The 12,170-nt window shown below is 66.2% G+C and carries 8 protein-coding genes and 2 pseudogenes; 6 read left to right on the plus strand and 4 right to left on the minus strand.

Annotation, left to right across the window (positions count from 1 at the left end):
- A pseudogene (locus VG320_RS07880) lies at positions 1-827 on the minus strand (hypothetical protein); the annotation flags it as partial.
- Positions 828-1,094: 267 nt separating this feature from the next.
- Between VG320_RS07880 and VG320_RS07885 the strand changes: the two are divergent.
- The 5 genes from VG320_RS07885 to VG320_RS07905 all read left to right on the plus strand — a co-directional run bounded on the left by VG320_RS07885 (position 1,095) and on the right by VG320_RS07905 (position 6,152).
- On the plus strand, positions 1,095-2,138 hold the full coding sequence (locus VG320_RS07885) for a 2-keto-3-deoxygluconate permease (RefSeq protein WP_327199565.1): 1,044 nt from the start codon (positions 1,095-1,097) through the stop codon (positions 2,136-2,138).
- A complete protein-coding gene (locus VG320_RS07890; protein WP_327199566.1) occupies positions 2,135-3,457 on the plus strand; it encodes a four-carbon acid sugar kinase family protein in 1,323 nt (440 codons plus the stop codon). Before VG320_RS07885 ends, VG320_RS07890 begins: the two co-directional genes overlap by 4 nt.
- A gap of 69 nt (positions 3,458-3,526) precedes the next feature.
- Positions 3,527-4,525: a 4-hydroxythreonine-4-phosphate dehydrogenase PdxA gene (gene pdxA, locus VG320_RS07895; protein ID WP_327199567.1), complete on the plus strand. Its 999-nt coding sequence runs from the start codon at positions 3,527-3,529 to the stop codon at positions 4,523-4,525.
- An 80-nt stretch (positions 4,526-4,605) separates the two neighbouring features.
- The gene (locus tag VG320_RS07900; protein WP_327199568.1) at positions 4,606-5,373 is read left to right on the plus strand and encodes a DeoR/GlpR family DNA-binding transcription regulator; all 768 of its coding nucleotides are present in this window, start codon (positions 4,606-4,608) and stop codon (positions 5,371-5,373) included.
- Between the two features lie 125 nt (positions 5,374-5,498).
- Positions 5,499-6,152: an FMN-binding negative transcriptional regulator gene (locus VG320_RS07905; protein WP_327199569.1), complete on the plus strand. Its 654-nt coding sequence runs from the start codon at positions 5,499-5,501 to the stop codon at positions 6,150-6,152.
- A gap of 18 nt (positions 6,153-6,170) precedes the next feature.
- Here the strand turns inward: VG320_RS07905 and VG320_RS07910 are convergent, their stop codons facing one another.
- The 3 genes from VG320_RS07910 to VG320_RS07920 form a co-directional block, all read right to left on the minus strand.
- On the minus strand, positions 6,171-9,644 hold the full coding sequence (locus VG320_RS07910) for an AAA family ATPase (RefSeq protein WP_327199570.1): 3,474 nt from the start codon (positions 9,642-9,644) through the stop codon (positions 6,171-6,173).
- Positions 9,641-10,882, minus strand: coding sequence for an exonuclease subunit SbcD (sbcD, locus tag VG320_RS07915; protein ID WP_327199571.1), 1,242 nt, complete (start codon positions 10,880-10,882; stop codon positions 9,641-9,643). The genes VG320_RS07910 and sbcD overlap by 4 nt, the downstream gene beginning before the upstream one ends.
- A gap of 84 nt (positions 10,883-10,966) precedes the next feature.
- Entirely contained in the window at positions 10,967-11,923 is a 957-nt protein-coding gene (locus tag VG320_RS07920) for a GlxA family transcriptional regulator (protein ID WP_327199572.1), read from the minus strand.
- 75 nt (positions 11,924-11,998) lie between these two features.
- On the opposite strand from VG320_RS07920, the pseudogene VG320_RS31165 reads away from it, so the two are divergent.
- Positions 11,999-12,170 (plus strand): annotated as a pseudogene (locus VG320_RS31165) (SDR family oxidoreductase); the annotation flags it as partial.

Raw genomic sequence — 12,170 nt, forward strand, 5'->3', positions numbered from 1 at the left:
GCGAAGCTGGCGGGATCGAGGCCCGCCAGACGCAGACCGTCATAGATCACGGCGGGTGCATCGCTGCGCTTGCGCAGGCGATGCCACCAGTAGTCCTGAAGATGCGGGCGCGCCATGAAAAACGCGTTCCATTCTTCGATCTGCCGATGCTCGAGCGCGGTCATGCGTTTGCCGTGATCGATCGGGCCGATACGGTCCGTGAAGCGCAGGCGGTCCTCGACGGGCTCGCAGATAAAGCTCTCGCGGTCGATCTCCGTGGGCTTGCCGTAGAAGTAGACGCGCCGGGCGTCGGCGGCATAACCGCTGTCGAAGCCAACCGCGCTCGCGCCGTCCGAACCCGCAATGCGCTTGCCGTTCATGTAGATCGATTCCTGATCGACGGCGTAGTACTCGTGCGGGCGCAACTGCGAGAACAGCGTGCCATCGTTGCGCCGATGCCAGCGCTCGTAGTCGAGCGGGCGAAACGCATGCGGGCTGCGCGTGCGGATCGTGCGATTGGTGATGAAGTAGGCCTGGCGTGCGTCGCGCGCATAGCGCTCGTTGAGGACCGTGAAGCTGGCGAGATCGGCGTCATCGATGCGGTAGTAGTACTCGCGCGCGATGGCCGCGCCCTGCTGCGCCTGCACGATCACATGCACGCCGTCGGTAAACCAGCGGCCGCGAATGCAGCGGAAATCCTGCGGGCGCTCGATCGGCAGTGGCCTCTCCTCCTTGGTCCACAGCGGCTGATTGCGCCACAGGCGCACCACCGAGTTGTCGCGGATCACATACTCGGGATGATTGGTGGGTCTTGGCGCGTGGTCTTGTTGATTATCGGCAGCGGTCATCATGAGCCTCTTTTCGTCTGACTAATGATATCGCTTCGTCGGCCCGACCTCCTTCAGCCGTACCGTGACGCCTGGGCCCGCTCCAATAACCGTCCCCATTTTGATTGTTTCGATCAAATGAATGAGCGAATTGCGCAATCCGCCGCGCACGTTTACACTCCGCAATGATCGTTTCAATCAAAACAGTGAGCAAACCGATCAAATTCCCCAGAGCGACCGCGCCGGTTCAAGGCGTGCGCCGATCGGATCATCATTGAGGAGACTCCCATGGCTCAGATTCCCATCAAGCGTGCAATCGAGCGCGTTCCAGGCGGCATGATGATCGTGCCGCTGCTGGCCGGCTCGCTGGTCGCGACCTTCCTGCCCGGCCTGCCGAAGTTCTTCGGCTCGTTCACGAATGCGCTCTTCACCGGCGCGCTGCCGATCCTTGCGGTGTTCTATGTCTGCATGGGCGCGAGCATCGACGTGAAGGCCACGCCCTATCTGCTCAAGAAGGGCGGCGCGTTGTTCGCGACCAAGGTGGGCGCGGCGATTCTGGTGGGTATCGTGCTGGGTCATCTGCTGGGCGAGCAGCCGGTCGCTTCGGGTCTGTTCGCGGGGCTTTCGACGCTGGCCGTGGTCGCCGCGATGAACGACACCAACGGCGGTCTCTACATGGCGCTGATGGGCCAATATGGCCGCTCGGAAGACGTGGGCGCTTACACCATCATGTCGCTGGAGTCGGGGCCGTTCCTCACCATGGTGACGATGGGCGTGGCCGGGCTGTCGGCGTTTCCGTGGCAGACGCTGGTGGGCAGCATCCTGCCGCTGTGCGCGGGCATGCTGCTCGGCAATCTGGACCGCGAGATGCGCGCTTTCCTCGCGCGCGCCGTGCCGGTGATGATTCCGTTTTTCGCGCTGGCGCTGGGCGCGGGCCTCGATCTGCACAAGGTCTGGCAGGCCGGTTTGCTGGGCATCGGTCTGGGCGTCGCGGTAGTGATCGTGACGGGCATTCCGCTTTATTTCGCCGATCGTGTGACGGGCGGCACGGGCGTGGCGGGTGTAGCGGCCGCCAACACCGCGGGTAACGCTGCCGCCGTGCCCGCGCTGGTCGCGGCGGCCAATCCGGTCTACGAACATGCGGCGCAAAGCGCGACGTTGCTGGTTGCGGCCTGCGTGGTGGTGACGGCGATCGCCTCGCCGGTGCTCACGGCGTGGGTGGCAAAGCGCGCACAGGCGCGCGAGGCTGCTCGTGAGGCCACGCGCGAAACCCGCGACACGTCGCAGCAAAACCATCGGCAGGCGGCAGAAGGCAAGAGGCTCGCTCCATGAAGCTGCTGATCATCGCCGACGATCTTTCGGGCGCGGCGGATTGCGCGATCGGCTTTGCGAACGCGGGTCATCGCACGGTGGTGACGCTCGATGCGTCCGGCCATGCGTATGAGGAGACGCCCGACGTGATCGCCGCCGACACCGACACGCGCCGCCTCACGCCCGCCGATGCCGCTGAACGCACGGCACAGGCTTTCAGCGCGCTCGGCAGCGAACGACGCCTCTACAAGAAGATCGATTCGACACTGCGCGGCAACTGGGCCGCCGAAGTCGCCGCCTTGCAGGCGCGCGCGGGTCTGGCGATCGTCGCGCCCGCGTTTCCGGCGACGGGCCGCACGGTGCGCGGCGGCACGCTGCTCGTGCATGGCGTGCCGCTCGAACAGACGGATACGTGGCAACTCGAACACGCGGGTCGCCCGGCCAATATGGCTGTGATGCTGGCGGGCGCGGGCCTCAAGAGCGAGCGCTTCAACGCGGCGCTGCTGCATCACGAGCCGCGCGCACTCGCACGCCGCGCCGCGCTGATCGCGGCGGAAGGTCCGGAAGGCGCGCAGGCGCTGATCGTGGACGCCGAAACCTCCGACGATCTACGCGCGCTTGCCCGCGCGACGCTCGAACTCGACAGCGCGTTCTTCTGGGTCGGCTCGGGCGGTCTGGCGCGCGAACTGGCGACGCTGGAAGCGGCCAGCGCCCACGATCCGGACGATCGGGGCGGTAGCGCGCCCGGCCCGATTCTCGTGCTGGTCGGCAGCCTGTCCGCGGTGGGCGAGCGTCAGTGCGCCGTGCTGCGCGAGCGCGTGGGACTGGCTGAGGTCGTGGTGCCGCCCGAGGTGCTGCGCGCCGGTGCGGCGCACGCGCACTGGGCGCAATGGGGCGAGCGCATCGGCATGACGCTGGGGGCAACGCAAAAACCTGCCGATCTGCTCCTGCGCATCGGCCGCGACGACGCGTTTGATCCCGCCGAAGGCGCGCAGCTCTCGGCGATGCTGGCCGCGCTGGTCGCGCCGCACTTCGCGCGGCTTGGCGGCTTGATCGCCACAGGCGGCGAGACTGCGCGCGCGATGCTCGACGCAGCTGGAATCGGCAACCTGCGCTTGATCGCCGAAATCGAGGCGGGCGTGGCCGTGGCGCGTCCTCACGCGTATGACCGCGCGCACCGGCCCGCTGTCGTCACTAAAGCGGGCGCTTTCGGCACTGACGAAGCGCTGTACGCCGCGTGGCGCCACCTTGGCGAATTGCGTACCGAAATGCGTAACGAAACGCGCGCCGACGCCTCGAAACAAGACCGAACCAACAACCTGACAAACAACGCGACATAAGCGCGCCCGGCGCGCGAGGCATCGCACCGAGCCGCGCGCCGACGCCAGTTCAGCACCCTTGAGGAATTTATGAGCACCTATATCCCGATCATTGGCATCACGATGGGCGACGCCGCCGGCGTCGGCCCCGAGGTGGTCGCGAAGAGCCTCACGCACGCGCAGGTCTACGCGCAATGCCGCCCGGTTGTGATCGGCGACGCGCGCCGGCTCGAACAAGCCATCGCCATTTGCGGGCTGCAACTGGCGGTGCGCCGCGTGAACGATCCGTCCGAAGCGCGCTACGAGCCGGGCACCATCGACGTGATCGACCTGAACCTGATCCCCGACGATCTGCCTTTCGGGCAGCTCTCGGCGCTGGCGGGCGACGCGGCGTACCAGTACATCGCGCGCGCGGTCGAACTTGCGCAGAGCAAGCAGATCGACGCGATCTGCACTGCGCCGCTTAACAAGGAAGCGTTGCATGCGGGCGGCCACAAGTACCCTGGCCACACGGAAATGCTCGCGCACCTCACGGGCGTGGACGAAGTGTCGATGATGCTGGTCGCGCCGCAACTGCGCGTGATCCACGTGACGACGCACATCGGCATCATCGACGCGATTCGCAAGATCGAGCCGGGGCTCGTGCAGCGTACGATCGAGCGCGGCAACGCTACGCTCGTGAAGGCGGGCATCGCGAAGCCGCGCATCGGCGTGTGCGGGATCAATCCGCATGCGGGCGAGAACGGCCTGTTCGGTTATGGCGAAGAGGAAGAGAAGATCATTCCGGCGGTCAAGCTGCTGCAGGAACGCGGTCTGGACGTGACCGGCCCGCTGCCCGCCGATACGCTGTTCTTCCGCGCAGGCCGCGGCGACTTCGACCTCGTGGTGGCGATGTATCACGACCAGGGCCACGGCCCCGTGAAGGTGCTGGGCCTGGAAGCAGGCGTGAATGTGACGGTGGGGCTGGAAGTGATCCGTACGTCCGTCGATCATGGCACGGCCTTCGATATCGCGGGCACAGGCGTGGTCGACGCCGGCAGCATGCTCGAAGCGTTGCGCCAGGGCGCGGAACTGGCCACGCGCCGTTGATGCCCGCTCGTCGATGAGGGGTAGGGCGGCCCGCGCGCCATCGTGTAAGATCGCCGGGTCCGTTCAGCCCCACCTATGCAATGAAAGCGTCCGACCGTCACCGCGCCATCCTCGAACTCGTGCAAACGCGCGAGGCCAACGTCGAACAGTTGACGCAGGAGCTGGGCGTGTCGGAAGCCACGATCCGCCGCGATCTGGCCGTGCTCCACAAGCAGCGCCGGCTCGTGCGCACCTATGGCGGCGCCACCGCGCTGGTGGGCGTGCACGAGCCGGAGGCCTCGCTCGAAGAGCGCAAGGCGGCGCAGCGCGAACAGAAAGAGCTGATCGCGCTGGCAGCCGCGGCGCACGTGCGCGACGGCGACACCGTCATGCTCGACGGCGGCACCACCTGCGCGGCGCTGGCGCGTCATCTGCTTACGCGCACCGATCTGCACGTCATCACCAACAATCTGCTGGCCGTGACGACGCTCGCGAACGCGCCGGGCATCGACGTCACCTTGCTCGGCGGCGATCTGCGCAGCTCCAGCATGAGTACGCTTGGGCCGCTGGCGGAACTGCTGCTCTCGCGCGTGAGCGTGGATACCGCATTTCTGGGCGCGGACGGCGTGGTGGCCGGCTTCGGCCTGTGCGAAGCGAGCGCGCAGCAGGCCTCGCTCAAGGACTGCATGATCCGGCGCGCGGCGCAGGTGATCGTGCTGGCGGATTCCGACAAACTGGGCCGCGCGAGGCAACAGCATTGGACGCCGCTGGAGCGCGACTGGCGCCTGATTACCTCGGCGAGCGCGAGCGAAGATGCGCTGGAGCCGTTTCGCGCGCTGCAGCGCGTCGAGGTCGAACTGGCGGGTTAAGCCTGGTTCCCCGTTCGCGCGCGGCGCTGGCTCTACAAGCGGGCGCGCTTTAGCGCGACAATCACGGCTTCCCCACCCGCGCATGGCCTGGCCGCCGTGCGCCACAACAGCATCGTGGAGCCGCCATGTACGTCCCCGCCCATTTCGACGAATCCCGCCCCGAAGTCCTGCACGCGCTGATCGCGCAGCATCCGTTCGGCACGCTGGTCACGCATGGCGCAAGCGGCCTGGACGCTAATCACATTCCGTTCGAACTCCTTGCAAATGAGGGCGCGCCAGGCACCTTTGGCACGTTGCATGCCCATGTTGCGCGCGCCAATCCGCTCTGGCAGGACGTGAAGGACGGCGACGAAGTGCTCGCCATTTTCCGCGCGGGCGACGCCTATATTTCGCCGACGTGGTACCCGAGCAAACACGAAACCCACCGCCAGGTGCCCACCTGGAACTACGTGGTGGTGCACGCGCATGGTCGAATCCGCATTCGTGACGACGAAAAGTTCGTGCGCGGCGTGGTTGCGCGCCTCACGCGCACGCACGAGGCGGCCGAGCCGCAGCCCTGGAAGATGGGCGACGCGCCCACCGACTATCTCGACACCATGCTCAAGGCCATCGTCGGGCTGGAGATCGAGATCACGCGTCTGGTGGGCAAGCGCAAGCTGGGACAGAACAAGGAAGCGCGCGACATTCGCGGCGCGGGCGAGGCGCTCGTCGCGCGCGGCGAGGACACGATAGGCCGCGAGATGCTCGACCATCTCGCGGGCCTTGAAAACAAGCCCTGAAACGCGTGGGCGGGTGCTTTAGAACACCAGCCGCGAATGCCCGATCCCGCCGCCTTTCTCCACGCGTATCTGCGTGGCGATGCGCTCCTTGAGCCCTTCGACGTGGCTGATTACGCCGATCATCTTGCCGCTGGCGTTGAGCGTATCGAGCGCGTCCAGCGCGATTTCCAGCGTATCGCCATCGAGCGTGCCGAAGCCTTCGTCGAGGAACAGCGAATCGATCGACGTCTTGTGGCTCACCAGATCCGATAGCGCGAGCGCGAGCGCCAGACTCACGAGAAAGCTTTCGCCACCCGAGAGCGTGCGCGTGTCGCGCGTGGCGTCGGCCTGCCAGCCATCGACGATCTCCAGCTCCAGTTCACCCGTCGATTTACGGCGCAGCAGATAGCGCGCGTGCAGGCGGTCGAGATGACGATTGGCGAGCGCGAGCAGATGATCGAGCGTGAGGCCCTGCGCGAAGCGGCGGAACTTGTCGCCCCTGGCGGAGCCGATCAGCGAATCGAGGCGTTGCCAGAGATCGGCGTCCTGCGATTGCGCCTCGATCTGCTCGAAGAGGGCGCGCTGGCTCTCACGCTGCTGCGCGTCGCGCGTCAATAGCCCGCGCTGATGGCCCAGGCGTTCATTGAGCGCTGCACATTCCTTGTCGAGCGCATCGAGTTGCGCTTCCAGCGCCTCGAGCGTCGCCGCGGTCTGCACCGGCGACTGCGCCGCCTGCAGCGCAGCGAGCTTGCTGCGGGCGCCTTGCAGCAGCGCGCTGGCGGTCTGCTTGTCCTGTTCGCGCTGCTGCTTGAGGGTTTGCAGCCGCTTGCGTTCTTCCGCAGGCAGCAAAGCCGCGAGGAAACTCGCCTGATCCGCGAAGGGGCTTTGCGCGAGTGCGGCTCGCCATGCCTTGCTTGCTTCTTCGAGCGCTGCGCGCTGTTGCGCGAGCGTGTGTTCGAGACGGGTCAACTGGCCGTCGAGCGCCGCCAGTTCGCGCGTCAAGGCTTCGGCGCGGGTGGCGCTGGTTTCGAAGCCTTGCGGCGAGGCGTCGCCGTCCTCTTCCTCGTCGTCAAACAAGGAAGCCATCACATTGGCGTGCGCCGTCTCCACGCCGATCCCCGCGCATCGCTCGCGCCACGTTTGCCATTGAGCGCTGGCGGTTTCGCACAGGCCGCGCTGGCGCACGAGATTCTGCCCGAGCGCGTGCAGGCGCTGCTGTGTTTCCTGCCATTGCCGCCATTCGGCACCGCGCGCGGCGAGCCATGCGGCGGCGTCATCGGGCAGGGTGTCGAGCGCGTAGCCGCCCGCACGCAGCGCGTCGAGCAGGGCGGCGGATTCGTCATCGTGCGCGACTTGCAGCGCGGCGCGTTCACGGGTGAGATCCGCGTTGCGCTCCTGCAGGCTCTTGAGCGACTGTTCGAGCAGATCGGCGCGCGCGCGGGCGGCCTGGAGCGCGTCGGCGCAACGCGTGTTCGCTTCGCGCGCGCGGGTGAGGGCGGCCTCGGCGGCTTCGGCGTCGTCGAGTTGCTGCCTGAGGCGCTGCGCGGCGTGAGCTGCCGCTTCGCGCGCGCGAGCGAGCGCATCGGCGTTGTGCCAGGCATCGGCTTCAAGCGTCTGCGTTGCGAGCGCGGCGATCAGCGCATCCCATTCCTCGCGATGCTGCGCAACGCGCGCGGCCAGTTTTTCATGCTGCGTGCGCTGCTGCGCGAGCGTCGCGCGTAGTGCGGACAAAGCCTGCTCGCTAGCATTCAGGCGCTGCGCGCAGGCCTGCAAATCGGCGCGAGCCGTTTGCAACGCGGCCTGAGTCGCGGATTCATCGAGCGCACGATACGCCTCGATCGCCGGGTGGTCGTGCGAGCCGCACAACGGGCACGCATCGTCCGGCTGTAATTGCTCGCGATGTTGCGAGAGGCTGCGGATCATCCGCTCCTGTTCGAGCAGTTTCTGCTTGTCCTCGACGCGAGCCAGCAATTGCGCATGCGCTTGCTGGAGTGTTTGCGTATCCGTTGACTTGCCTTCGATGTCGCTTTGCGTGCGCGTGATCGATGCTGCCAGCGTGCGCTCTTCATCGGCGAGCGCGCGCCTGCGTTCGGCAACGGTTTCCAGTTGCTGCCAGCGTGTGAACGTGACTTGGCTCGCGTGCCAGACTTCGCGCAACTGTGCGAGCGTTTGTCCTGCCAGACGAGCTTGCTGCGCATTGAGCAGCGTTTGCAGGCTCGCATCCGATTCGCTCTTCGCGCGGTCGGCAGCGGCAAGCGTCGCAGCATGTTGTTCGCGCTGCGCGCGCTGTTCGTTCTGCTGCCGCTCCACATCGCCAAGCTGCCTTGCACGCGCGGCGATATCCGCAGCCGTGCGCTTGCGCTGCTCGAATTGCTGACGCCATGCAGCGGTGCGCTCGCCCAGATCGGCGAGATGACGATTCGACGCGCAGTAGGTATCGAGACTGCGCTGTTCCGCTTCGAGCCGCGTAAGCTGCGCATCGCCATCTCGCACGATGCGCGCGGCGAGCGCGACCGTCGCGCCGTATTGCTGCCGTTGCGCGCCCAGACGTTCGGCGCGCTCGCGGCGCAATGTGCCCAGTTCGGTATCCGATTGCCTGCAGGCCGCTTCGCCTTGCTGTACGGCCAGATGCGCGGGGCGCAGCGCTTCAGCAGGCTCGCTCGCGGCCAGCCGTGCCAGTTCCGGCGCGGCGGCGTCGAGCGCGGCGGCCGCGGCGGTCTCGCGCGCGAGCGCCGTCTGCGTGTCGGCTTCGGCCTGAACGAGGTCGCGACGCCATTGCCGTTGCGCGTGCAACGTTTTCGTCTGCGCGGTTGCGGCGCTCAACTGGCCGGTGAGCGTGACGATATCCGCTTCGATGGTTGCGCGTTGCGCGGCGTCGAGCAGTTCCATGCCTTCGGCTTTGGCGCGCAACTGCTTGAGCGCGTCGCGCGCTTCGCCTGCGCGCTCGAATACGCGACGCGATATTTCGCCGTAAATCTCGGTGCCGGTCAGTTCTTCGAGCAGTTCCGCGCGATCGTTCGCCGTGGCGTTGAGGAAGGCCGCGAAGCCGCCCTGCGCCAGCAGCATCGAGCGCGTGAAGCGCGGGAAATCGAGCCGCGTGATCTCGGTCACGCGGCGCAGTTTTTCGCTGATGTGCGTGGTGATGATCGTGCCGTCGCCGCTCGCGAGTTCGACCTTGGGCTGTTGCAAGGCGCCATCCACCTTGTCGCGCGCGCGGCGCTGACTCCAGAATGCGCGAAACACTTCGCCCTTCACTTCGAACACCACTTCGGCCAGACAGTCGGCGGTGTGGCGCGTCATGATGTCGTTGGCGCTTGCGGAAAGCGTCTTCAGGCGCGGTGTCTCGTGATAGAGCGCAAGGCAGATCGCGTCGAGCAGCGTCGATTTCCCCGCGCCGGTCGGCCCGGTGATGGCGAACAGGCCGTTTTCAGCAAACGGCGGTTTGGTGAAGTCGATATGCCACTCGCCCTTGAGCGAGTTGAGATTCTTCAGGCGCAGGCTGCGGATCTTCATGCCTCGCCCTCCACCGTAGCGGCAACCACGGCCTTGTAGCGCGCGGTGAGCGCCTCGCGGATATCGTCGTCGAGCGTTTCGTGCGCCAGACGGCGCGCGAACACGTCGAGCGGATCGAGTTCGTCGAGCGTGACGCCCGCGTCGGCGGACAACTGCGCCACGTTGTTGCCACGCTCGCGGCGAATGCGCAGCACTTCGAGCGGCAGGCCTTCGGTCAGGGTCTGGATGCGCGCGGGCAGATCGGCCAGATAGTCGTCTTCGGCGACGGTGACTTCGATCCAGACAGGCCGCTCGGGCGACGCGTCCTTTGCCGCGTTCGCGAATGCGTCGGGCAGCGTCTTGAGATTGCCCTTGAGCGCGACGAGCGGCTGAAACACCGGCACAGGCAGCGGCGTGACGGCTTCAAGGCCCGCTTCGCCCAGATCGACCAGCAGCATTTCCTTTTGCTGCGTAGCTTCGTCGAAACTCAGCGCAATGGGCGAGCCGCTATAGCGGATATGCGCGAGGCCGCCCACTTTCTGCGGCCGATGGATATGACCGAGCGCGATGTAATCGACGGGTGGAAACGCGCTGGTGGGAAACGCTTCGAGCGCGCCCACGTAGATCTCGCGCACCGATTCGCTCGCGCTTGCGCCCACCGTCGTCAGATGGCCCGTGGCGATCAGCGGCACGGCATGACCCAGTTCGCTTTCCAGCGCCTTGCGCCGCGCGTCGGCGGCCGAAAAAACCGCCTGATAATAGGCCTGAATCGCGAGTTGCAAGGTTTGCTGCTTCTGTTCGGCGCTCTGGCCGTACTCGCTTTGCATCACGTCGCGCGCGCGGATAAAGGGCACGGCGCAGACCACACAGCCGGGCGTTGCTTTTGTCGCGTTTGCACGCAGCGGCAGCACGCGCACCTGCGCTTCGGGGGCGTCGGCGTGGGGTACGACGCTCGCCGAAAGACGCTCCAGTAACGCGCTGCTTTCGCGCAGCGTTGCCACCGAATCGTGATTGCCGCCGAGCAGCAGCAGCGCCACGCCCGCCCCGTGCAGGCGCACCACCAGCTCGCTATAGAGTTCGCGCGCGTAGCTGGGCGGCGTGCCGGTATCGAAGATATCGCCGGCAATCAGCACGGCATCGACGGCGTGCTCATCGACCTGGGCCACGAGCCAGTCGATCAGTTGCCGATGCTCGGCCTGACGGCTCTTGCCCATGAAGTTCTGGCCCAGATGCCAGTCCGAGGTGTGAAGAAGACGCATGAGCGGTGAGGCAGGTTCGTTTTAGTGATGCGCAGCGAGCTTCAATGACGCGCGCGAGTGCTGCGATTGTAGTGCAGCGGGCCTTTATGCCAGGCGTTGTTCGCTGCGCGCTTCGCGCCGCACGGCCTGGGGCGGGATGCCGAAGCCGCGCATGAACGCCTCGCGCAGATGACGGCGGTCGCGAAAGCCGGTTTCCTTTGCGATCACTTCGAGCGGATGGCGGCTTTGCTCGATCATCAGCCGCGCCGCTTCCAGCCGCAGTCCTTCAATGGCCTTGGCGGGCGATTGCCCGGTTTCCAGCGTGAAAACGCGGCTGAACTGGCGCGGGCTCAGATGCACGCGCTCGGCTAGCTCTTCCACGGTGAGCGAACCGTGCAGATTCTGGCGCGCATAGTTGAGCGCGTTCTGGATGCGGTCCGATTTGGGCGCGAGATCGAGCATTTCCGAATGCTGCGACTGGCCGCCCGCACGGCGCTGGTGCATCACCAGCTTGTGCGCCACGGAGCGCGCGATATCGGCGCCCAGATCCTTTTCCACCATCGCCAGCGCCAGATCGAGCCCGGCGGTCATGCCCGCCGAAGTCCAGACCGGCCCATCGACGATATAGATGCGGTCTTCTTCCACGCGAATGTCCGGAAAGCGCTTTTGCATCTCGCGCCCGTAAAACCAGTGCGTGGTGGCGCGGCGCTCTTCGAGCAGGCCAGCAGCGGCCAGCACGAACGCGCCCGTGCAGATGCCGGCAATGCGCCGCGCGCGGGGCGCGGTCTTGCGCAGGAAGGCGAGAATCTTTGGCGGTGGCGGCTCGATAAGCGGATCGTTCACGCCCGCCACGATCCACGTATCGATATCGATGCGCCCGCGCAGCGCGCGCGTGCCGACCGGAATGTTCAGCGACGAGCGCACCTCGCCGCCTTCGGGCGAGAAATTCTCCAGCGCGTAAAAGTTTTGACCCGACGTGAGGTTTGCGTGCTCGAACACCGACTGCGGCGCGAGCGTCATGATCTGAAAGCCTTCGCTGAGCAAAAAGCCGATGCGGTGCATGTCCGTTCTCCGGTCATCCGATGTCCGGAATCATACCCAAATACGTCATTTCCGTCGCGAGACGAAATCGCCAGAATGCATTCACGGCATCACCTTCTCCACGACGGAACACCACGAAAACGGAGTCACATCATGACACTGACAAACGGCAACGCACACGCAGGTACGGCCCTCATTACCGGCGCATCGTCAGGTATCGGCGCGGTCTACGCCGAAAAGCTCGCCCAGCGCGGCTACGACCTGATTC

Origin of the sequence: Paraburkholderia sp., assembly GCF_035948235.1 — a bacterium.
Lineage (GTDB): Bacteria > Pseudomonadota > Gammaproteobacteria > Burkholderiales > Burkholderiaceae > Paraburkholderia.

Excerpts from the sequence above, each read along its gene's own strand:
- VG320_RS07885 (WP_327199565.1), top strand. The coding sequence starts at position 1,095 with ATGGCTCAGATTCCCATCAAGCGTGCAATCGAGCGCGTTCCAGGCGGC.
- VG320_RS07890 (WP_327199566.1), top strand. The coding sequence starts at position 2,135 with ATGAAGCTGCTGATCATCGCCGACGATCTTTCGGGCGCGGCGGATTGC.
- pdxA (WP_327199567.1), top strand. The coding sequence starts at position 3,527 with ATGAGCACCTATATCCCGATCATTGGCATCACGATGGGCGACGCCGCC.
- VG320_RS07900 (WP_327199568.1), top strand. The coding sequence starts at position 4,606 with ATGAAAGCGTCCGACCGTCACCGCGCCATCCTCGAACTCGTGCAAACG.
- VG320_RS07905 (WP_327199569.1), top strand. The coding sequence starts at position 5,499 with ATGTACGTCCCCGCCCATTTCGACGAATCCCGCCCCGAAGTCCTGCAC.
- VG320_RS07910 (WP_327199570.1), bottom strand. The coding sequence starts at position 9,644 with ATGAAGATCCGCAGCCTGCGCCTGAAGAATCTCAACTCGCTCAAGGGC.
- sbcD (WP_327199571.1), bottom strand. The coding sequence starts at position 10,882 with ATGCGTCTTCTTCACACCTCGGACTGGCATCTGGGCCAGAACTTCATG.
- VG320_RS07920 (WP_327199572.1), bottom strand. The coding sequence starts at position 11,923 with ATGCACCGCATCGGCTTTTTGCTCAGCGAAGGCTTTCAGATCATGACG.